The sequence below is a fragment of the Pseudomarimonas arenosa genome (assembly GCF_014841215.1).
In the GTDB taxonomy this organism is placed as follows: domain Bacteria; phylum Pseudomonadota; class Gammaproteobacteria; order Xanthomonadales; family Xanthomonadaceae; genus Pseudomarimonas; species Pseudomarimonas arenosa.
Map to the genome: position 1 here is coordinate 1 of NZ_JACYTR010000064.1, position 21993 is coordinate 21993.

At 61.5% G+C, this 21993-nt stretch carries 14 protein-coding genes; 3 read left to right on the forward strand and 11 right to left on the reverse strand.

Annotation, left to right across the window (positions count from 1 at the left end; translation table 11 throughout):
• Nucleotides 1-241: 241 nt before the first annotated feature.
• From IFO71_RS18630 to IFO71_RS18680, 11 genes are all read right to left on the reverse strand, one after another.
• The gene (locus IFO71_RS18630) at nucleotides 242-3586 is read right to left on the reverse strand and encodes an EAL domain-containing protein (protein WP_192031188.1); all 3345 of its coding nucleotides are present in this window, start codon (nucleotides 3584-3586) and stop codon (nucleotides 242-244) included.
• A 319-nt stretch (nucleotides 3587-3905) separates the two neighbouring features.
• A complete protein-coding gene (locus tag IFO71_RS18635; protein ID WP_192031189.1) occupies nucleotides 3906-4283 on the reverse strand; it encodes a response regulator in 378 nt (125 codons plus the stop codon).
• Nucleotides 4280-5764 (reverse strand): PAS domain-containing sensor histidine kinase, encoded by a 1485-nt coding sequence (locus tag IFO71_RS18640; protein WP_192031190.1) that lies wholly within the window; start codon nucleotides 5762-5764, stop codon nucleotides 4280-4282. The genes IFO71_RS18635 and IFO71_RS18640 overlap by 4 nt, the downstream gene beginning before the upstream one ends.
• A 252-nt stretch (nucleotides 5765-6016) precedes the next feature.
• A complete protein-coding gene (gene gyrA, locus IFO71_RS18645; RefSeq protein WP_192031191.1) occupies nucleotides 6017-8653 on the reverse strand; it encodes a DNA gyrase subunit A in 2637 nt (878 codons plus the stop codon).
• A 262-nt stretch (nucleotides 8654-8915) separates the two neighbouring features.
• On the reverse strand, nucleotides 8916-9767 hold the full coding sequence (locus IFO71_RS18650) for an ABC transporter permease subunit (RefSeq protein ID WP_225444783.1): 852 nt from the start codon (nucleotides 9765-9767) through the stop codon (nucleotides 8916-8918).
• A complete protein-coding gene (locus IFO71_RS18655; RefSeq protein ID WP_192031192.1) occupies nucleotides 9764-10675 on the reverse strand; it encodes an ABC transporter permease subunit in 912 nt (303 codons plus the stop codon). Before IFO71_RS18655 ends, IFO71_RS18650 begins: the two co-directional genes overlap by 4 nt.
• A complete protein-coding gene (locus IFO71_RS18660; RefSeq protein ID WP_192031193.1) occupies nucleotides 10672-11823 on the reverse strand; it encodes an ABC transporter ATP-binding protein in 1152 nt (383 codons plus the stop codon). Before IFO71_RS18660 ends, IFO71_RS18655 begins: the two co-directional genes overlap by 4 nt.
• Nucleotides 11824-11939: 116 nt before the next feature.
• Complete coding sequence (locus tag IFO71_RS18665; RefSeq protein WP_192031194.1) at nucleotides 11940-13079, reverse strand: extracellular solute-binding protein; 1140 nt, start codon at nucleotides 13077-13079, stop codon at nucleotides 11940-11942.
• Between the two features lie 67 nt (nucleotides 13080-13146).
• On the reverse strand, nucleotides 13147-14517 hold the full coding sequence (locus IFO71_RS18670; RefSeq protein ID WP_192031195.1) for an aspartate aminotransferase family protein: 1371 nt from the start codon (nucleotides 14515-14517) through the stop codon (nucleotides 13147-13149).
• A gap of 13 nt (nucleotides 14518-14530) precedes the next feature.
• Nucleotides 14531-15910, reverse strand: a complete 1380-nt coding sequence (locus IFO71_RS18675; RefSeq protein ID WP_192031196.1) for a glutamine synthetase family protein — start codon at nucleotides 15908-15910, stop codon at nucleotides 14531-14533.
• A complete protein-coding gene (locus IFO71_RS18680; protein WP_332309418.1) occupies nucleotides 15907-16683 on the reverse strand; it encodes a gamma-glutamyl-gamma-aminobutyrate hydrolase family protein in 777 nt (258 codons plus the stop codon). The genes IFO71_RS18675 and IFO71_RS18680 overlap by 4 nt, the downstream gene beginning before the upstream one ends.
• A 460-nt stretch (nucleotides 16684-17143) precedes the next feature.
• On the opposite strand from IFO71_RS18680, the gene IFO71_RS18685 reads away from it, so the two are divergent.
• From IFO71_RS18685 to IFO71_RS18695, 3 genes are read left to right on the forward strand one after another with little or no spacing between them, the layout of a single operon-like run.
• Entirely contained in the window at nucleotides 17144-18511 is a 1368-nt protein-coding gene (locus tag IFO71_RS18685) for a glutamine synthetase family protein (protein WP_192031197.1), read from the forward strand.
• The gene (locus IFO71_RS18690; protein ID WP_192031198.1) at nucleotides 18504-19787 is read left to right on the forward strand and encodes an NAD(P)/FAD-dependent oxidoreductase; all 1284 of its coding nucleotides are present in this window, start codon (nucleotides 18504-18506) and stop codon (nucleotides 19785-19787) included. The genes IFO71_RS18685 and IFO71_RS18690 overlap by 8 nt, the downstream gene beginning before the upstream one ends.
• Before the next feature lie 45 nt (nucleotides 19788-19832).
• Entirely contained in the window at nucleotides 19833-21932 is a 2100-nt protein-coding gene (locus IFO71_RS18695; RefSeq protein WP_192031199.1) for a monovalent cation:proton antiporter family protein, read from the forward strand.
• Nucleotides 21933-21993: the final 61 nt, after the last annotated feature.

Here is a 21993-nt window from a genome sequence, read left to right on the forward strand (position 1 = left end):
AGCTACGCGGGACTGCGTCCCGATCTCGCCCAAGTGGGCCCACCACTTGGGCTCGTCGCGCCTTGCACTCGACGCAAAGTCCTCGGTGATCATCCGCGCCCCCTCATGAAATATCCGGGTTAACGCATGACTCCACCACCCGACGGATCCAAGTCGGATGGCGCGATAACTTGATCTCAACCTGAGGCAGGCTGCGGGATGCGTCCCAGCAGCCTGCCAGAGCCGAAAGCGCAGCACCTGATCACTCTTCGCTTGCAGGATCGTGCGCACTACTCCAGTCATTGGCCCGGTAGTCGCGCATCCAACTGATCAACGCATCGATCGGCATCGGCTTGCAGATCCAATAACCCTGAATTTCGTCGCACTGCCACTCGCGCAGCAGTTCGGCCTGAGCTTCCTGCTCAACGCCCTCGGCCACTACATCCAGACCCAGCGAATGAGCCAAGGAAATGGTGGTGCTGACAATGAGTCGACTCTCGCGCAGTTCCAGCACGCCGTTGACAAAGCTGCGATCAATTTTCAAGGCACGCACTGGCAGGCGAGCAAGGTAGGCCAATGACGAATAGCCGGTACCGAAGTCGTCGATGGCGGTATCGACCCCGGCCTCGCCCAATGACCTCAGCTTCTGGATATTGGCTTCAACGTCATGCATCAGCAGGCTTTCGGTGACCTCGAGCTCGAGTTGACGGGCGCCGGCAACATCACCGGTGCAAATTTTCAATACCCTCGGCACGAAGTCGGGCTGGGCAAGCTGCAAGGCCGACACATTGACCGCGACGCGGAGAGGCAGATTGCCCTCGTGAGCGCAGCGCCGCACATCGTTCAGAGCCTGCCGCATCGCCCAGTCGCCCACTTCCAGAATCAAGCCGGTCTCTTCCAACAGCGGCACGAAAGCATTGGGTGGTACATCGCCGAGCTCATCGTCAGTCCAGCGCAGCAAGGCTTCCAGCCCGCGCAGCTCGCCGCTGGCCAGGGACAGCTTCGGCTGATAGTGCAGGCGCAAGCGTTGATCGCGGATTGCGCCGCGCAAACGACTCTCCAGGCGCAAACTATCCGCCACACGAGCGGTCATTTCTGGACGGAAGAACAGATAATGCTGTCCACTTAGCTTGCAGTTCTGCAGCGCTGATTCGGCCTTTTGCAGCAATGAGGCAGCGTCATTGGCGTCACCCGGAAACAGAGCGACACCAAGCCGAGCGCGGGTAGCGATCTGTTGCCCCCCGATGTCGAACGCTCCTCCCAGGTCCTGACTGCTCCACTCGACGAAGCGCTGCACGCGTTCGTTAAGCTGTCGCGGGCGCAGAATCAAGGCCGCGAACACATCGCCGCCCAGTCGAGCGATGTCCGCGCAGTCGGCCCAATGGCGCTGCAGTCGTTGAGCGAACTGGCCCAGCATGGCGTCACCGGCGGCCCGGCCCAGGCTTTCGTTGATCTGCCGAAATCGTTTCAGATCGCAACAGAACAGCGCACGCGGATGCTCCGGATACTGTTCCAACACCTGCGACAGTCGATGCAGAAAACCCTGCCGACTCAGTAGGCCGGTGACAGCATCATGCTCCTCCGAGTAGTCCAGCAGTTCCCGGGTGTAGATGGTACTCAGGGCGAAGGCAATATCTTCCGCCAACTCAGCCAACAAGGTGAGTTCGCCTGGATGAAATACATCAGGCTCACTGGAGTAAAGGGACAGTACTCCTCGCTCACCGTTCTCGGCAATCAGTGGCAGCGCTGCGTAGGCGCGCATGCCGGCGGCCATGGCTTCGCCGCATTCTCCGGCCGGCAACTGCGGCTCGCTGAACAGGTCGTTCGAACAGACGATCTGCCCGGTAGCCAGAGCTGCCTCGGCCAACCTATGCGGGTAGCGCCCCGGCTCGGCATTGGCAAGCTGCAGGTCGTGGTTGTCGCTATGCCGGGCCCACACCCGTAGCGGTGCATCTGCGGTCTCAGCCAAGGCGATCCAGGCCACCTGGAAGCCGCCCTCACGAACCGCAATCTGACAGGCCTGATTGAGCACTTCAGAGCGTTCACGCACCCGCACCAAGATGGCATTGATGCTGCTGAGCACGGCGTGGATTCTGTTCAGCCGGCGAATCTGCGCGTATTGACTGCGCCGCTCGAGAAACTGGGCGATCTGACTGCCTATGGCTGTCAACGAGTCGATGAATTCACCCGACCAAGGTCGCACTTCGTCGCTAGCCAGTTCAATCGCGCCGATGACGTCGTCCTGCATCTGCAAAGGGAAGGCCAGCCGGGTACCGAGCTGTTCATCGACTCGCCAGACCGGTTGGGCGCCTCCCCAGCTTTCGCCTACCACGTCCTCGCCGATCCGCAGCAGACGCGGGGCCGAATTGCTGATTGCGGCCACTCCGGAAACCCGAATCGCCAGCGCCAGGCGACGCAGACAGCGATTCGTCCGATCACGCTCCCAGAGACTGGCGCTGTCCACATCCAAGCGTTCCACCAACGCCTTCAGCAGTTGGTTGATTGCCTGATCGAATCCTTCACTCTCGACAAACACCTTGGCAACGGCGTACTGCAATTCGACCCGACGCTGCATGCCGATCCGCATGGCAACTTCAGTCTGTAGTTGATCTGCGTGGCGTCTCGCACGCTCGAGCAGTTGTTGGTTCTCATAGATGCGCCCAGCATGCGCCGCAAGCGTGGCGATCAGCGCGGCTTCGCGCTCACTGAAGTCATGACCATCCACAGAATCGGCCAGCAGCAACCAACCGTAGCGGCGATCCGGCGACAGTATCGGGACTGCAATGGCCTGCTTGAACGGCGGGAAATGTGCAGGCAATCCGGCCAACTGACGCAGATTCGGCTGGCCTAGAAAGCGAATGGCGCCATCCACACCGGGCGCGCAGTCGGCCGCCTTCAGACGCAGGGGATCAAACTCACGCCAAGCTGCGCTGTCCGTGGCGCTGCGATAGCCGACCACGAAGGCTGCGGTATCAGCAAAACTGCTGGGGCTGTACATGGCCGCCACCGCATAACGGGCGCTGAGCAGCTGCTTGGCGCCGTTGGCCAGCGCTTCGGCCATGCTGTCGGATGAGCGCAGCTCGGCCAGGGCCAAATTGAGGTCGACGTAATCGATCAGCGTGCGGTCCACCCGTTCCAGGGTGTTGGCCGTGGCGATCAGTTGATCTACGAACAGGCGTCGCTGCTGCCGATCGAGGTCTTGGTCGGCACTGGGGGTGGAGATCTCCGGCGGCTGACTGAAAATCTGCTCGATCAGACTGAGCAGTTCATCGGGCTCGCAGGGTTTCGACAACACCCGCCGCACGCCGACGCGCTGCGCCAGACGATAGGCTTCGTGCTCGTGGAAATAGGCTGTCGACAGTACCACCTCGGTGTCGGCAATCTGCGGCTCGAGTCGCAGCTGACGAACAAACTCATAGCCATCCATGATCGGCATCAGCACGTCGCAGATGATCAGATCGGGTCGCTGTTCGCGCGCACGCTCAAGACCTTCCAGACCATCATTGGCAGTCACTACCCGATGGCCGGCGTAGGTCAGCAACGAGCGCAATAGGTCGCGGTGACTCGCTCGGTCATCGATGACAAGGATGGTGCGCGATTTCGCCAACTCGCCGTCTCCTTACCGGCACCGCCAATGCAGAACGGAAGCCTGATGTCAGTTGACCAGCGCATTCGATCGCAGAATTTGCCATCGATCACGCTTTACCGCGCGCGCCGCCCGCTGTTCAGCTTGCGCCGTCGACGGCACCGTGCCACGGCTACTGTGCTGCCGTCGTGATGGCAGCTACGCCTGGCCCCATGTACAAATTGTTGCTTTTGAACATTATGCGCAGCATTTTCGACGCAAATCCAGATCAGAAGAACTCGCCCTGCTCCCCTCGGCTCCGACAAGCGAAGACTTTCGAGTGGCCACCTCAACCTCGACCTCACTGGCCGGTCGGACGCAGGATCTGGGCTACCAAGGCAAGAAACTGCTCGGGCTCAATCGGCTTCGACATGTAGTGGTCGAAGCCAGCCTGCAAAGCACGCTCGCGGTCCTCACCGCGAGCAAAGGCGGTCACCGCGACCATCGGCAAGTGCCGCGTCTGTGGCTGGGCGCGCAGACGCCGCGCCACTTCCAGACCGTCGATGCCCGGCATCTGCAGGTCACACAGCACCAGATCAGGCAGGGCCTCCCGGGCCAGCTGTACGCCGCGCAGGCCGTCTTCAGCGCACAGCGTCTGGTAGCCGAAAGCCTGCAACAGATAGCGCAGCAGCTCGAGATTGTCCGGGTTGTCTTCGATGATCAGAACCCGTTCGCTCATCCGTCGGTCTCCGGCAGCACCACCCGGAACTCGCTGCCACGACCAAACGAACTCTCGAGTTCGATCTGTCCGCCGAGCAGGCCGACCAGTTTTTGAGTCAAGTGCAGGCCTAGCCCGGTGCCCTCGCGCTGATCATCGCCGCGACTGCGAAGCCGGGTAAATGCTTCGAACAGATGCTGCTGATCTTCGTCGCGAATTCCCATACCGGTATCTATCACCGACAGCACGATGGCACTGGCGGCATCCTGCACCCGGCGCCAGACGCGAAGTGTGATGCTGCCCTGGTCAGTGAACTTGATGGCATTGCTGCTGAGGTTGAACAGAATCTGCCGCAGCAAACGCGGGTCGCTGACAAATTCGATTGGCGCTGCCTGATAATCAACATGCAGTGACAGGCCTTTGCGCTCGGCCGACAAGCGAACCGCCTCCACCACTTCATCGAGCAGTTCCGAGGTGCGCAGGCGCTGGTTGTTGACCTCGGTCTTGCCAGCATCGATCTTGGCCAGATCGAGCAGATCATTGATCAAGGACAACAAGTGCTTGCTGCTGGCCTTGACGGTCTGCAGATGGCGCTCCTGATCCAGCGTCAGCGGTCCCGGCAACTTCATCAACAAGGTGCCGGTGAAGCCGATGATCGCATTCAAGGGGGTGCGCAACTCATGACTCATGCCGGCCAGGAATAGATCCTTGGCCGCATTGGCACGCTCCAACTGGGCATTGGTGTCACGCAGCTCGGTTTCGATGCGCTTGCGATCGCTGCTATCGCGAATGGCGCTGAAGATCAGCGTGCCCTCATCGGTCTGCAAGGGACTGAGGCTGATTTCGACTGGAAATTCATCACCATTCTTGCGCCGACCGTAGAGGTCAAGTCCGGCGCCCATGGCACGCACGCGTGGCTGGGCCACATAGCTGGCACGGTGACTGACATGCCCACCGCGCAGCCGCTCGGGCAACAACTGCTCCACCGCAAGGCCAATCAGGCCATCGTTCTCGTAGCCAAAGATCTGCGTAGCCTGGCGGTTGGCCAACACGATGCGACCGGTCGGATTGACCAGCAGGATGCCGTCGGGCGTGCTGTCCAGCAGCTCCCCGAAGCTCGATCGCAGATGCTTGGCATCGCGCCGCACCTTGAGTTCGGTGACGTCCTTCTTGGCGTAAACGATCACCACGCCTCGGTCGGCCGACTCGACACGACGGGCTGAGATATCGGCATACAGCAACACGCCGTCCTTGCGCCGGCGCATCGACTCATACACCACCTTGCCACTACTCAGCGCCTGCGCGCGCATGCGCTGCTCCTCATCCTGTCGCTCGGGCGGAACAACGAGTTGTGACAGCGCGCACCCAAGTGACTCGCTTTCAGCAAAGCCCAACATGCGCTCAGCGCCGCGGCTCCAGAAACAGATCAGGCCATCCGCGTCGGTGGCAATGACAGCATCCGGCGATTCCTGGTTGATCAGGTCGTGCAATCGGTCTTGCATGAAGATCCTTTGCCTTGGCTGTGTTCACGGGATGAGTTCCGGAACGGACTGCCAGCACCCGTCGACGCAGGCGCGTGGCGGCGACCGGTCCGCTGGCCCTGAACGGTACCACCTTGCATTTGGTACTTGTGCAATCGAGCCTGACAGTTCATCAGCACTTGCACCTCGAAGAGTGAGCCAGTCCCGGGCGCAGCAAAAGAAAAACCCCGGCGACTGACCGGGGTTGTTCGAGGCCGGCGAGACTATCGCGCCTTAGGCCGGCTGATCGCCACCCTCGGCCGGGGCCTGAGTTTCAGCGTCCGGGACCAGTTGCTCGACAGCGACTGGCTCGACACCCAGCTCAGCTTCCGCCTCTTCGTCGTCCAGCGCTTCGATGCGCACCACGCCAACCAGACTCTCATCATCCGGCAAACGAATCAGGGTAACGCCCTGCGTGTTTCGGCCCACCACAGCCACTTCCGCCGCGCGCGTACGCACCAGGGTGCCCTTGTCCGAGATCAACATCAACTCGTGGGTATCGTCGAGCTGCACGCCGGCCACCAGGGCGCCATTGCGCTCGGTGGTCTGCAGGGCGATCACGCCCTGCGTACCGCGGCCCTTCTTCGGATACTCCTCGATCGAGGTGCGCTTGCCGAAGCCGTTCTCACTGGCGGTAAGAATATCGCCCTCGCCTTCCACGACGACCATCGATACCACGCATTCGCCATCGGCCAGACGCATGCCGCGCACACCGGTGGCGGTGCGGCCCATCGAGCGCACCGAGTCCTCGTCGAAGCGCACTGCCTTGCCGTCAGAGGAGAACAGCATGATGTCGCGCTTGCCGTCGGTGATCGCCACGTCGACCAGTTCGTCGCCCTCTTCCAGGTTGATCGCGATCTTGCCGCGCGCCAGCTGGAAAGCGAACTCGCCCAGCGGCGTCTTCTTCACCGTGCCGCGAGCGGTGGCGAAGAACACAAAGAGATCATCGGGAAACTCGCGCACCGGCAGCACCGCCTGGATCTTCTCACCCTGTTCCAGCGCAACGAAGTTGATGATCGGCCGTCCACGCGAGTTCGGGCTGGCATCAGGCAACTGGTAAACCTTGGGCCAGAACACCTTGCCGTTGCTGGTGAAACTCAACAGGGTGTCGTGGGTATTGGCGATCCACAGCCGCTCGATGAAATCCTCTTCCTTGGTCGCCGCTGCCGAGCGTCCCTTGCCACCACGACGCTGGGCGCGATAGGTGGTGATCGGCTGACGCTTGGCGTAACCGAGATGCGACAAGGTCACCACTACATCTTCCGGCGCGATCAGGTCGAGGATATCCAGGTCTTCCTGACTCTCGCGGATCTCGGTGCGGCGGGCATCGCCAAACTCTTCGACCAGATTGCTCAGCTCTTCGCGAATGACCTGCAGCAGACGCTCGGGATCTTCCAGGATTTCGATCAGGCCGCGAATGGTCTCCAGCAGCTGCCTGTACTCATCAGTCAGCTTTTCCTGCTCCAGCCCGGTCAGGCGGTTCAGGCGCATTTCCAGGATCTGCGTGGCCTGTACTTCAGTCAGCTGGTAACCATCGGACACCAGGCCGACGCCCTTGGGCAGGTCTTCCGGGCGTGAGGCATCGGCGCCGGCAGCGCCCAACAGGGCGCGGACCATGCCCGGCTCCCAGCGCTTGGCCAGCATGCGCTCCTTGGCGATGGCCGGGCTTTCCGAGGTCTTGATCAACTCGATCATTTCGTCGATGTTGGCCAGGGCAACGGTCAGGCCTTCCAGGATGTGCGCACGCGCACGAGCCTTGCGCAGTTCGAAGATGGTGCGACGGGTCACCACCTCGCGACGGTGGCGGATGAACGCCTCCAGCATCTCCTTGAGATTGAGCAGTCGCGGACGGCCATCGACCAGGGCCACCATATTGATGCCGAACACGCTCTGCATCGGCGTCTGCTGATACAGATTGTTAAGTACGACATCGGCGGCCTCGCCGCGCTTGATTTCGATGTAGATGCGCATGCCGTCCTTGTCGGACTCATCGCGCAGCTCGGAAATGCCCTCCAGCTTCTTCTCTTTGACCAGTTCGGCGATCTTCTCGATCAACCGCGCCTTGTTCACCTGATACGGCAGCTCGGTGACGATGATCGCCTCGCGACCATTGTTGTCGTCGGTTTCGATCTCGGCCTTGGCGCGCACCAGTACGCGGCCTCGGCCGCCGTGGTAGGCGGCGTGGATGCCCGACGAGCCATTGATGATGCCGGCAGTGGGAAAATCCGGCCCCGGAATGTGCTCCATCAACTCGTCGATGGTCAGATCCGGATTGTTGATCAGGGCGATGGTGGCATTCACCACCTCGCGCAGATTGTGCGGCGGGATATTGGTCGCCATGCCGACCGCGATGCCGGCCGAACCATTGATCAGCAGATTGGGCGCACGCGCCGGCAGAACCGTCGGCTCCAGTTCCTTGTCGTCGTAGTTGGGCTGGAAATCGACAGTTTCCTTGTCGATATCGGCCAACAGCTCATGCGCCAGACGCGACATGCGCGCCTCGGTGTAACGCATCGCCGCGGGTGCATCACCATCGACCGAGCCGAAGTTACCCTGACCATCCACCAGCATGTAGCGCAGGGAAAACGGCTGCGCCATGCGCACCAGGGTGTCATAGACCGCACTGTCGCCATGCGGGTGGTACTTACCGATCACGTCACCGACGATACGCGCCGACTTGTAGTAAGGCTTGTTGCTGTGGGCACCGAGCTCGTTCATTGCGAACAACACACGACGATGCACCGGCTTCAAACCATCCCGAACATCGGGGAGCGCGCGGCCCACGATCACGCTCATGGCGTAATCGAGGTAGCTCTTGCGCATCTCGTCTTCGAGGTTGACCGGGATGATTTCCTTGGCTAAATCGGACATCAACAGACCTTGTGACAGCGAATATGGGGCACGAGGATGGCGTGCTCGCAGTACCAGCCGCGAGTTCGCTCAGCCCCCGGGAAGCCCCGAATTCTAGCATGTAGGCCGCCACAGCGCGGCCCTATGCCCAGGGCTGTGCACCCGGCCCACGCCCCCCGAATGTCCTCAGCGGGGCGCTCACGGCGATTCTCGCGACATGCCCCGACCGTACCGCTTCGCCAGCAAGCCCAGGACTGCGGTCCGCCGGGGCGCCGGCCGCGCCTCAATCGTCCTGCTGCAGCGCCTGCTGAATCTCGCGCTCGCGCTTCTTCTCATCCCGCGACATCAGCCACCAGCCGACCACCGCGGCGGTGGTGGCGGCCAGAATCAACAAGGTGGCCAAGGCATTGACCTTGGGGCTGACACCCAGCCGCACCGAGGAGAACACCTTCATCGGCAGGGTGGTCGACGCCGGACCAGAGACAAAGCTGGCAATCACCAGATCATCCAACGACAGGGTGAAGGCCAACAGCCAGCCCGAAACCAGGGCTGGGGCGATGATCGGCAGGGTGATGACGAAGAACACCTTGATCCGGTTGGCGCCGAGATCCATGGCGGCCTCTTCCAGGGAGCGATCGAGTTCGCTCAGGCGGGAACTGACCACCACGGTAACGAAGGCCATGCTGAAGGTGACATGTGCGGCCCAGATCGACCACACCCCGCGGGTCTGACCGATGCCGAACACATCGGCCAGGGTCACGAACATCAGCAGGATGGACAGACCGGTGATCACTTCCGGCATCACCAGGGGCGCCGTAATCATCGCACTGAAAAGGGTCTTGCCGGGAAAGGCGCGCAGGCGAGTCAGGGTCATGGCCGCCATCGTGCCCAGCACCACCGAGGCGAAGGCGGTGTAGACGGCGACCCGGATACTGACCCAGGCAGCGTCCATCATCTGCTGATCGCGAAACAGCTCGCCATACCACTTGATCGAGAAACCCGACCACACGGTAACCAGGCGTGATTCATTGAACGAGTAGATGACCAGACTCAGAATCGGCGCGTAGAGGAAAATCAGCCCGATACCCAGCATGTATCGGGCCAAAGGCGAGGAACCCGAGGTCACCGACTTCATGTCAGCTTGCCCTCCAGCTCCTTGGCCTGCGCGCGGTGGAACAGCACGATGGGAATCATCAACAGCATCAGCATGACGATCGCCACCGCCGACGCCACCGGCCAGTCGCGATTGCTGAAGAACTCCTGCCACAGCACACGGCCGATCATCAGCTGCTGCGGATTGCCCAGCATCTCAGGTATGACGAACTCGCCCACCACCGGAATCATCACCAGCATGGAGCCGGCGATGATGCCGGCTTTGGATAGCGGCAGGGTAACGCGCCAGAACACCGTGAACGGCTTGGCGCCGAGGTCGTAGGCCGCCTCCAGGCAGCGCAGATCGAGCTTGACCAGATTGGCGTACAGCGGCAGCACCATGAACGGCAGATAGGCATACACGATACCGATGTACACGGCGATCGGTGTGTAGAGGATCTGCAGCGGCTCGTCGATCAGGCCGATCCACTGCAGGAAATTGTTGATCAGGCCGTTGGGTTTGAGAATGCCGATCCAGGCATATATGCGAATCAGGAACGAGGTCCAGGACGGCAGGATGACCAGCATGATCATCACGTTGCGCACCGCCGGTTTCATCCGCGCGATGGCGTAGGCCATCGGGTAGCCGATCAGCAGGCAGAAAAAGGTCGAGATTGCGGCAATCATCAGTGAACTGATGTAGGCGTCGACGTACAGACTGTCGCGCACCAGGTACAAGTAGTTGTCCAGGTGCAGGATCATCTGCAATGCCTTGCCATCCCAATTCAGCAATCCGCTGTACGGCGGCATGGCGATCATCGCCTTGGCCAGCGAGATCTTCAGCACAATGGCGAAGGGCACGGCAAAGAACAGCAGCATCCAGCCATAGGGAATGCTGATCAGCCCCCAGCGCGGCCCCGGCAGGTATCGCTTCAGGGCGGCAAGCTTCATGAGCTGAGCACCACCCCGGCCAATTCGCCCCAGCTCAGCCAGACCTGGTCGTTCCAGGTGAATTGCTCCGAAGCCCAGCGTTTGGCGTTGACGTGGTTGACCAGCAAGACCTTGCCACTGGCCAGGGTGACGTGGAACACCGAGTGGCTGCCGAAGTAGGCGATATCCTGAATCATGCCGCGCGCCTTGTTGCAGGCCTGCTGCGGCTCATCGCGGTGGATGCGGATTTTCTCCGGCCGCAGGGCCAGCGCCACGTCCATGCCCTCATAACCAGTCACACCGTGCCCCACGTAGATCTGATGTTCCAGATCCGGACAGACGATGGTGATGTGATCTTTCTCGTCGGTGTCGATCTTGCCCTCGAGCAGATTCACCTGACCGATGAAACCGGCGGTGTAGCGGCTGTTGGGCTGCTCGTAGATTTCGTCCGGCGACCCGACCTGACGGATGCGACCGGCCTCCATGATCGCGATGCGATGCGCCATGGTCATCGCCTCTTCCTGATCGTGGGTCACCATCACACAGGTCACCCCCTGCTTCTCGATGATATTGACCAGTTCGAGCTGCATCTGCGAGCGCAGTTTCTTGTCCAGGGCGCCCATCGGTTCGTCCAGCAAGAGCAGCTTCGGGCCCTTAGCCAAGGAGCGCGCGAGTGCTACGCGTTGTTGCTGACCACCCGAGAGCTGGTGCGGCTTGCGCTTGGCCAGCTTGCTCATCTGCACCAGGGCCAGCATCTCGCTGGTGCGCCGCTGAATCTCCTCGCGCGGCAGCTTTTCCTGCTGCAGACCGAACGCTACATTCTGTTCCACCGTCATATGCGGAAACAGAGCGTAGCTCTGGAACATCATGTTGGTTGGACGGCGATACGGCGGCAGGCCAGCCATCGACTGCCCTTGCAGATGGATGTCACCTGCAGTAGGCCGTTCGAACCCAGCCAGCATTCTGAGCAGGGTTGACTTGCCGCAGCCCGAAGCACCGAGCAGAGCGAAGATTTCGCCCTGACGAATGCTGAGCGAAACATCATCGACGGCGACAAAACCGTCGAATTCCTTCCTCAGGCCTTCGACCTTGACGTAGTCGTGCTCGCCCAGCTGGTCGGTCTTGGCGCCGCCCGGGCCGCCCAAGCTCAGATCCGCATTCTCCGCCATTCAGTGTCTCCCCGCGCACTACATCCGGATTCGCCGCCGTACCCCAGACCGCTGATTCTCAGCAGCCAGACACGGGCGAGCCAGACCCTGGCTCACCCGCTTCTTCTTGCAGAAGACTACTTGCCCGTTTTCAGCCGGGTCCAGATGCGAGTCTGGAGCCGGTCCACTTCGGGTGGCAGGACAGCGAAAGTGAACAACTTCTGCCTGGTTTCGTCGCTGGGGAATACCCCGGGATTGTTGCGCAGGGATTCATCGACCAAATCGAATGCCCCGGTATTGGCGCTGCCGTACGAAACATAATCCTGCACCGCCGCAATCACCTCTGGCCGCAGCACGTAGTCGATGAAGGCATACGCCTCGTCGACGTGCTTGGCATCCTTCGGGATCGCCATCATATCGAAGAACATCGGTGCGCCTTCCTTCGGAATGACGTAGCTCACCTCGACGCCGTTCTCGGCGTCAGCGGCACGATCGCGGGCCTGAAAAATGTCACCCGACCAACCCACTGCGAGACAGACATCACCATTGGCGAGATCGTTGATGTACTGCGATGAGTGAAAGTAGGTGATGTGAGGACGGATCGATTCCAACAAGGCCGCGCCCTTTTCGATCACCGCCTCGTCGAAGCTGTTCGGATCTTCGCCCAGGTAGTTGAGGGCAATCGGCAAGAGTTCCTGTGGCGTATCCAGCATCGCAACGCCGCAGCTATGCAGCTTGGAGATGTTCTCCGGCTTGAACACCAGATCCCAGCTATCCAGGGGCGCATCCTCGCCGAGCACCGCCTTGACCTTGCCTGCGTTGTAACCGATACCGGTGGTTCCCATCAGATAAGGCACTGAATGGCTGTTCTCCGGATCGACCTCGGCGATACGGGCCATGATGCCTGCATCCAGGTTGCCGTAGTTCTTCAACTTCGACTTGTCGATCGGCATGAACACACCCGCCTGAACTTGCCGCCCAAGAAAGCTCAGAGAGGGCACAACAATGTCATAGCCGGTGCTGCCCGAGAGCAGTTTGGCTTCCAGCACTTCATTGGAGTCGAACACGTCGTACACCACCTTGATGCCGGTTTCCTTGGTGAAGTTGGCAATGGTGTCTTCGGCAATGTAGTCCGACCAGTTGTAGACATGAACCACCCGCTCGGCGGCGGCTGGCTTGGCTTCGGGCACCGCCTCCTTGGGGGCTTCGGCTTGTTGACCGCAGGCTGCGAGTCCGAGGGACAACGCGACCAGAAGAGAAAGCTTGGACTGGTACATCGGCAAACTCCTTGCTGGGTGCTTCACGAAAGGTCGATCATAACGATTCAGCTGCGCGGCGCCAGAGCTAGATTGCCTCGGCAATGGCCTTCTCCGTGCGATCGAGCGCGCGCCAGGTTTTCTCCGCCAGCTCGTCGATTTCCGACCGGCTGATCACCAGCGGTGGCGACAGCAACATGGCATCCCATGTGGCGCGCAGGATCAGCCCCTCTTCCAGTGCGATATCGCGACACAGGCCACCGACCCGGCCACGATCGGCGAAGAACGCCCGCGAGGGTTTGCGCGGCACCAGTTCCAGCGCGCCGACCATGCCACAAATGCGCGCTTCGCCGACCAGCGGATGCTCGCCCAACGCCCGCCAACGCTCGGCCAGATACGGCCCGGTGTCGTCTGCACAGCGCTCGACGATGCGCTCGTCCTGCAGGATGCGCAGAGATTCAAGGGCCACTGCGCAGCACACCGGGTGGCCGGAATAGGTATAGCCATGGGCCAGTTCACCGCCCTGCCCGGCCAGCACTTCGGCCACCGGATCGGAGATCAGAACGGCGCCCAGCGGTAGATAACCCGAGGTCAGACCCTTGGCCACCGCCATCAAGTCGGGCTCGATGCCAAAGGTCTGCGAGCCGAACCACTGGCCGGTACGACCAAAGCCGCAGATCACTTCATCGGCGATCAGCAAGACCTGATACTGCTTGCAGATGCGATTGATCTCGGGCCAGTAGCTATCCGGCGGAATAATCACCCCGGCCGCGCCCTGAATCGGCTCAGCGATAAAGGCGGCGACGTTTTCCGCGCCCAACTCAAGAATCTTGGCTTCCAATGCCAGTGCGCGTTGGCGGCCGAACTCTTCCGCTGACAGCTCGCCGCCTTCGCCAAACCAGTACGGCGCAGCGATGTGTTCAATGCCAGGTATCGGCAAGCCACCTTGCTTGTGCATCGCACCCATGCCGCCCAAGCTGGCGCCGGCCACGGTCGAGCCGTGGTAACCGTTCTGGCGACCGATGAAGATGAACTTTTCCGGCCTGCCCTGCACCGCCCAGTAGTGCCGTACCAGACGCAGAATGGTGTCATTGGCCTCTGAGCCCGATCCGGCAAAAAACACGTGGTTCAGCGCACCCGGCGCCAACTCGGCCAGCTTGGCTGCCAGTCGAACGGTGGGTTCAGTGGTGCACTGGAAAAAGCTGTTGTAGTAAGCCAGCTCGTTCATCTGCTTGGACGCTGCCTCGGCCAGTTCGCGCCGGCCATAGCCAAGATTCACGCACCACAGTCCGGCAAACGCATCGAGCAGCTTGTGGCCGTCCTGATCGTAGACGTATACGCCCTCGCCACGGGTAAGTATGCGGGTGCCTTTCTTGGCCAGGGCGGCATTGTCGGTGAACGGATGCAGATGGTGATCGGCGTCCAGGCGACGCAACTGTTCGATATGTTGGTGCGACATTGCAGATTCCAGGCTAGACGGTCAGCAAAAGGAACTCGCGCTCCCAGGAACTGATCACCCGTAGATAGGCCTCGAATTCCTTTTCCTTCACCGCGACATAGGCTTTGACAAAGCGCGGCCCCAACAAGTCGACCAGCGGCTGGCAGTCGGTCAACAGATCCAGGGCCTCGTGCAATGACCGCGGCAGCATGAATCCACGCGGATGCGCACTGCCTTGCAGCGGCTCGGTGGTTCCAAGTTTTTCGCGCACCCCAAGCAGACCGCAGGCCAAGGTGGCGGCGATCGCCAGATAGGGGTTGGCATCAGAGCCGGCAAAGCGGCTTTCCACGCGAGTGTTCTCCGGCGTATCGACCGGCACGCGCAAACCGCAGGTTCGGTTGTCGTAACCCCACTCAACATTCTTCGGCGAAACCTCGCCCAGAATCAGCCGCCGATACGAGTTGATGTTCGGAGCGAAGAAGCCCATGGCCGCCGGCACGTACTTCTGCAATCCACCCAGGTAGTGGGTAAACACCGGACTGGTCTCGCCAAGCCGCTTGCCAGCAAAAACATTCTGACCGGTCTTGGCATCGAGCAAGCTTTGATGCACGTGCAAGGCGCTACCCGGCTCAGACTCCATCGGCTTGGCGAGGAAGGTGGCGTAAACGCCGTGGCGCAAGGCGGCCTCACGCATCGCGCGTTTGAACATGAACACCTGATCGGCACGCGACAGCGGATCGGCATGCTCGAAATTCACTTCCAGCTGCGCCGCGCCGCTCTCGTGGATCAGCGTATCTACATCGAGTTCCATCGCCTCGGCGTAGTCGTACATCAGATCGAGCACCGGATCAAACTCGTTGACGGCATCGATGGAGTAACTCTGCCGCGCGGTTTCCGGCCGACCCGAGCGCCCCGCTGGCGGTTGCAGAGGAAAGTCCGGATCGGTGTTCTTCTGCACCAGAAAGAATTCCACCTCGGGCGCCACGATCGGCTGCAAGCCCATCGCTTCGAAGGCGGACAACACTCGGCGCAACACGTTGCGCGGTGAAAGCTCGTGCGGCCGGCCATCACGGGTGTAGCAGTCGTGGATGATCTGCGCCGTCGGGTCGGTGGCCCAAGGCACTACGCGGCGGGTTTCCGGATCGGCACGCAGGATCATGTCTGAATCAGATGCCGAAACCAGATCATCGTAGCTGTCCGGATATTCGCCGGTGACGGTAGTAACGAACAGCCCTTCAGGCAGTCGGGTACCGAAGTCGTGGGAGAACTTGCTCGCCGGCACGATCTTGCCGCGCGCATTGCCGGTGAAGTCGGGCACCAGACACTCGACTTCGGTGATGCGATTGTCCTTGAGCCAGCGCTTCAGCTCGTGCTCCTGCGGCAAGGTAGCCACCGTCGCTTTCTTCTTGCTCATGGTGAACTCGAGTTAGCCAATCGATTCGCTGCAAATTGCCGACATGCAGCACCAAACTGCTCAAACAGCGCTAGATAGAACGGATTTTCCGCCACCTTCCACTCAGGGTGCCACTGCACCGCGACACAGTACTGCCCAGCATGAGCGAGCGAGAACGCCTCGATCAGCCCGTCCTCGGCCCAGGCATCGGCCTGCAGCCCGTCACCCAAGCGGTCAATGCCCTGGCCGTGCAGGGAGTTCACTTCGACCTCTTCTTTGGCCGCGGCCAAGGCCAGCAGGCTGCCCGGGCGAAGCCGGACCTTGTGCGCTGGCGCGTACTGCTGATCGAGCGGCTGGTTGAGATCTTCGCGATGATCGAAGTGACCGGGCTGTTCATGCACGCGCTGCAACAGGGTGCCGCCGCACACCACATTCACTTCCTGCAAACCACGACAGACGGCGAACAGCGGCAGTCGGCGCTGCAAGGCAGCGCGTATTACGGCCAGACTGAGCTGGTCGCGCAGTGGATCGAACAGAAAGTCGTCATCGCCCTTGCTGGCGCCGTAGTGGTGCGGTTCCAGATTGCTGTGTGAGCCGGTCAGAAACACGCCGTCGACGCGGTCGAGCCAGGGGTCGATCTCCCCGGCCGGCACCAGACCCGGCACAATAAGCGGCTCGACGTCAGCGGCCTCGCGCAAGGCGCGCAGGTATTTTTCACCGACCGACTGGAACGGATGCGGCCCGATCATCTTGCGATCGGCCGGCACTGCCACCCAAGGTCTTGCCGTTGCCACGCCACCTCCGATGCCGCTGCACGAATAACTCTGCCATTCCTGCGCCAAGCTAGGGCAAGTCTGAATAAGTCCGTCCCGAACGTACTCAGACGCGCCGAGTCCGGCACAGGTCCGGACTCGGTTCGGCCGCTCCGCGGCTACGTCGAGCTTCGCTCGAATACGCTGATCAACAACTTACGGTTGTTGATCGCGGCGGTGCATCCGTGCACCACAGGAATCTCTGAACTTGTTCAGAGATTCCCTAGGGCAGAAACGGGCCAGGGAGCGCACCATGAACATAGCTCATGCTGAGGCGACACTACTCGCGCTGTTTGATTTTATCAACACCAATTCGCTAAACAGCTGTTGCCAGACGAATCTTTCTGCTGAAATAGCAAACAAGTGATGAGTATTTTTGACATCCCGCAAACTGATAGCATCCTCGCTCCTTGTTGCAGCGCACACCTGAACGAGCACCATCATGAGTAGCCCTGAATTCTGCGCAGCCGATCGCGACGTTCTGGATCGTACTTCCTCACCTGAGTACGTCGACCTGATCCTGGCCGACATGAATGGCCTGCTGCGCGGCAAGCGCATCGCGGCAAGCGCATTGGGCAAGGTGTGGAAACAAGGCGTTTGTCTGCCGATGTCACTCATCGCTACGGACATCACCGGCAATACGGTGGAGGAAACCGGCCTTGGCTACGACATCGGCGATGAGGATCGCGTCTGCATGCCGCTGGCCGGCACCCTGCGTCCGGTGCCCTGGGCCGAGCGTCCTGCTCTGCAAGCCCTGCTCAGCATGCAGGACATCAACGGCCAGGCCTTCGCGGCCAATCCGCGCGAAGTGCTGAAACGAATTGTTGCCGCATTTGCAGCGCGCGGCCTGAAGCCGGTCATTGCTGTCGAGCTGGAGTTCTATCTGCTGGATCGAAAGCTCAGCGCTGATGGTCATCCGCAAGTATCGCTGAACCCCACCACCGGCGAGCGCAACCACGCCACCCAGGTCTACTACCTGCAGGATGTAGATGACTTTCGCGGCTTCATCAATCAGGTCTCCGCCGTATGCGCTGAACAGGGCATTCCAGCGGACACCGCCGTGGCCGAGTATGCGCCGGGTCAGTTCGAGATCAATCTCAAGCATCGTGACGACCCGTTGGCGGCCTGCGATGACGCACTGATGCTGAAACGCGCGATCAAGGCGGTAGCCGAGCGCTGCGGCTATCAAGCCAGCTTCATGGCCAAGCCGTTCGCCGAGCAGGCCGGCAGCGGCATGCATGTGCACGTCTCCCTGCTCGATCAGCAGGGCAACAACGTGTTCGCCTGCACCCCGGACGCACCGGCCGATGCGCTGCGTCACGCCATTGCCGGCCTGCAGCGTCATGCCGACGATTGCATGCTGATGTTCGCGCCGAATGCCAACAGCTATCGTCGCTTCGTGCTTAACGCCTTTGTTCCGCTCAATGAGTGTTGGGGATTCAACAATCGCACCGTCGCCATGCGCGTGCCGTACAGCGATCCGGCCAATGTCCGCATCGAGCATCGCATCGCCGGTGCCGATGCCAATGCCTATCTGGTGGTGGCCAGCGTGCTGGCCGGCATCCTGGATGGACTGGCCTCACCGGCTGACCCTGGCCCGCCGATAGTCGGCAATGCCTACCAGCAGACCGAATCGCGGCAGCTGTTCTGGCGCGACACGATCGCGCAGTTCGCTGCCAGCGAGTGGATTCGGCAGCGCTTCGGCGACGACTTCCGGCACATCTATGCTGCTCAGAAACGCAAGGAAATGCTGACCTTCAGCCGCCAGGTGACTTCGCTCGAAGTCGACTGGTATCTGCGTCATGTCTGACCGAAAAGGTCCGACGCCAACCTGGTACCAGGCCTCGGCGCCACAGCGCACCGCCGCGCCGCCCTTGTACGGCCGCCGACAGGTCGATGTCTGCATTCTGGGTGGCGGCTTCACCGGCCTTTCCTGCGCCTTGAGCCTGGCTGAGGCAGGGCTGCGCGTAGCGGTTATCGAAGCCGAACAGATCGGCGCCGGCGCCTCCGGCCGCAATGGTGGCCAGCTGATCTTTGGCTACAGCTGCGAGCAGCACAAGCTGGTTGATCTACTCGGCAAGGCTGATGCCCGCCGGGTGTTTCAGTGGTCGCTGGAAGGCGTGCAGCTGGTCCATCAGCGCTGTGCCGACTACGCCATCGACTGCCACTGGCGGCCTGGGCACGCCCATGTGCCGATCAGGCCACGCCAGGTCGACGAACTGAAACGCTGGCAGGACAGCCTGCATCACGACTACGACTATCCGCTGGAGTGGTGGTCGGCCGAGCGATTGCAAAGCGTGCTGGCCAGCCGCCGTTACCGCGGGGCGCTGTTCGACCCGCGCAGCGGACACCTGCACCCGCTGCGGCTGCTGCAGGGCATGACCGAAGCGGCGATCAAACTCGGCGTAGAGGTGTACGAATGCAGTCGGGTCACTCGGGTCGAGCGCGCGCCAAGACTACGCTTTCATACCATCGCAGGGGAAATCGAAGCGGAGTTCGGCGTCTTGGCCGGCAACGCCCTGGTACGCGGCATCGCTGCCGAACTCGACGCACGAATCATGCCGGTTGCAAGCTATATCGCCGTCAGTGAACCTCTGGGTGAAGGGCCGGCTCGCCGCCTGATCGGCAATGACATGGCGGTGGCCGATATCAACTGGGCGGTCGACTACTTTCGCCTCACTCACGACCATCGACTGTTCTTTGGCGGTCGTGCCAGCTATTCCACCCTGCCACCACCGAGTCTGCGCGGCACCATGCAAGCCAGGGTGCGCAAGGTCTTTCCGCAACTGCAAGATCTGCGCTTCGATCATGTGTGGGGTGGACTGATCGATATCAGCCTGAACCGCGCCCCCCATTGGGGCCGCCTGCAACCCAACCTGTACTTTGCGCAGGGATTCTCCGGCCACGGGCTGAACACCGCCAACCTGGCAGGCAAGGTGATCGCCGAGGCCATTCGCGGTCAGGCCGACCGGCTTGACGTGTTCGAGCGCATCCGTCACCTGCCCTTTCCCGGCGGTCGCCTGCTGCGCACGCCCCTGCTGGTCGCCGCTATGTCCTGGTACAAGTTGCGCGACGCGCTTTGGTGATCAGTCACGGCCTGCTAGGCTAGGCGCATCTTCTGGGGCGCGAGCATGGACCAAGGTCACGGGTTCTTCCAAAGCTTGGCCATAGTCATCTGTGTGGCATCGGCCACGACCTATCTGTCGATTCGGCTGCGCCAGCCGCCGGTGCTGGGCTATCTGTTGGCCGGGGTGATTGTCGGCCCGACCATGGGGCTGGCCCTGGTCACCGATCAATCCACCATCACCTCGCTGTCGGAACTCGGCGTTATTCTGCTGATGTTCTTTCTCGGCCTGGAATTCAGCCTGCGTCATCTGCTGAAGGTGGGCCCACGCGCCTTCATCATTGCCTTCCTCGAAGTGGGCGTGATGATGTTTGCCGGCCTCTCGATCGCCCGCGGCTTTGGATTTGGCGGGCTGCAGTCGCTGTTTTTTGGCGCTGTGGTGGCGATTGCCTCGACCACCATCATTGCCAAAGTGTTCGAGGAGCAGAATATCGAGAAGCCGCTGCGCGATCTGGTGCTGAGCATCCTGATCGTCGAGGATCTTCTGGCCGTGATCCTGCTTGCGGTACTCACCATGGTGGTGCAGCAAGGCGAAGTGACACTCGACAGTCTCGGCAGCACGGCCTTGCAGCTCAGCACGTTTCTCGCCGTGCTGCTGCTGGCAGGCATGTTCGCGGTGCCGCGCATGATCGCTGCGGTGGTGAAGCTCAACCGCCCGGAAGTCACCTTGCTGTCAAGCGTCGGCATCTGTTTTGCCGCCGTGCTGGCGGCGCAGTACTTCGGCTATTCGGTAGCACTGGGCGCCTTTCTGGCCGGTTCGCTGGTCGCCGAGTCGGGCGAAGAGCGACGGGTGGAACACCTGGTTAGGCCGTTGAAGGATTTGTTCTCGGCGGTGTTCTTTGTCGCGGTCGGCATGTCGATCGATCCACGCATGCTGATCGAACATTGGTCACTGGTGCTGCTATTCACCCTGGCGGTGGTGTTCGTCAAACCATTGGCAGTGGCTTTCGGCGCATTTGTCGGCGGCATCGGTGTGCGTCGCTCGGTGCGTGCCGGCATGATCATGAGCCAGATTGGTGAGTTCAGCTTCATCATCGCCGCACTGGGGCTCAGCCTCGGCGCCGTCGATCCGGCGCTGTACCCGGTGGCGGTCACCGTTTCGGCCATCACCGTGCTGACCACGCCCTGGATGGTGAAGCTGTCCGGACCGCTGGCCAGCGCGGTGGATCACAACCTGCCCAAGCCTTTACAGACCTTCGTGTCGCTGTATGGCGGTTGGATCGATGACTTGACCCGCGCGCGGCAACGCGGTGCCCTTGGTCATGGCGCACAGCTGCGGCGAATCGCTGGATTGCTGCTGATCGATGCCGCCCTGCTCTGCGCCCTGGTGATCGGCACCTCACTCGGAAGTGAACGCCTGGCCGAGTGGCTGAGCACGCGCTTTCCGGCCCTCAGCGAAGTGGCACGCATAGTGATCTGGGTGGCTGCGGCGCTGTTGGTCGCGCCGTTGATGTTGACCTCGGTGCGTCTGGCGCGCGCGCTGGGTCGACGGATGGCGCAACTGGCGCTTCCACACACCACCGAGGGCGTCGATTTCGCTGCCGCGCCGCGACGGGCCATGACCCTGGCGCTGGAGATCGGCATCGTGGTCTTCGTCGGTCTGCTGTGTCTGCTGATCACCTCACCTTTTCTGCCACCGATCGGCGGGCTGGCCGTGCTGATCTTGTTGGTGCTGATTCTGGGCATCGCGCTCTGGCGCAGCGCCACCAATCTGCAGGGTCATGTTCAGGCCGGCTCGATGGCCATTCTTGATGCCCTGGGAAAACGCGCTCCCGGCGCTGGCGCTGGCAGCACCGCCCTGGCCCTCGAGCAAGTGCGCGAATTGCTGCCCGGCTTGGGCGACTTGCGCCCGTACTCGGTGGATCAGGACTCGCCCGCCATGGGCCTCAGCCTGGGAGAACTCGATCTGCGTGCCCGCACCGGCGCCACCGTCCTCGGCCTCAGGCGCAACGATGAGTTCATCACCGAGCCCGACGGCGAAACGCGACTGCTGGTCGGCGACGTCCTGGTGCTGTCAGGCTCACAACATGCTGTTCGCGAGGCTTTCGATTACCTGATTGACCCCAGGCATATCGACCGACCACGATCAGTGGTGGATGTGGGGTAGCTTTTCCCGCCTTTCAGACCGGTGGGCGCGGCCCATACGCGCGGGCGCTTCACCGCGCCTA

What these genes read in the sequence shown, in the direction of transcription:
- IFO71_RS18635 (WP_192031189.1), bottom strand. Translation starts at nt 4,283, where the DNA reads ATGAGCGAACGGGTTCTGATCATCGAAGACAACCCGGACAATCTCGAG.
- IFO71_RS18640 (WP_192031190.1), bottom strand. Translation starts at nt 5,764, where the DNA reads ATGCAAGACCGATTGCACGACCTGATCAACCAGGAATCGCCGGATGCT.
- gyrA (WP_192031191.1), bottom strand. Translation starts at nt 8,653, where the DNA reads ATGTCCGATTTAGCCAAGGAAATCATCCCGGTCAACCTCGAAGACGAG.
- IFO71_RS18650 (WP_225444783.1), bottom strand. Translation starts at nt 9,767, where the DNA reads ATGAAGTCGGTGACCTCGGGTTCCTCGCCTTTGGCCCGATACATGCTG.
- IFO71_RS18655 (WP_192031192.1), bottom strand. Translation starts at nt 10,675, where the DNA reads ATGAAGCTTGCCGCCCTGAAGCGATACCTGCCGGGGCCGCGCTGGGGG.
- IFO71_RS18660 (WP_192031193.1), bottom strand. Translation starts at nt 11,823, where the DNA reads ATGGCGGAGAATGCGGATCTGAGCTTGGGCGGCCCGGGCGGCGCCAAG.
- IFO71_RS18665 (WP_192031194.1), bottom strand. Translation starts at nt 13,079, where the DNA reads ATGTACCAGTCCAAGCTTTCTCTTCTGGTCGCGTTGTCCCTCGGACTC.
- IFO71_RS18670 (WP_192031195.1), bottom strand. Translation starts at nt 14,517, where the DNA reads ATGTCGCACCAACATATCGAACAGTTGCGTCGCCTGGACGCCGATCAC.
- IFO71_RS18675 (WP_192031196.1), bottom strand. Translation starts at nt 15,910, where the DNA reads ATGAGCAAGAAGAAAGCGACGGTGGCTACCTTGCCGCAGGAGCACGAG.
- IFO71_RS18685 (WP_192031197.1), top strand. Translation starts at nt 17,144, where the DNA reads ATGAGTAGCCCTGAATTCTGCGCAGCCGATCGCGACGTTCTGGATCGT.
- IFO71_RS18690 (WP_192031198.1), top strand. Translation starts at nt 18,504, where the DNA reads ATGTCTGACCGAAAAGGTCCGACGCCAACCTGGTACCAGGCCTCGGCG.
- IFO71_RS18695 (WP_192031199.1), top strand. Translation starts at nt 19,833, where the DNA reads ATGGACCAAGGTCACGGGTTCTTCCAAAGCTTGGCCATAGTCATCTGT.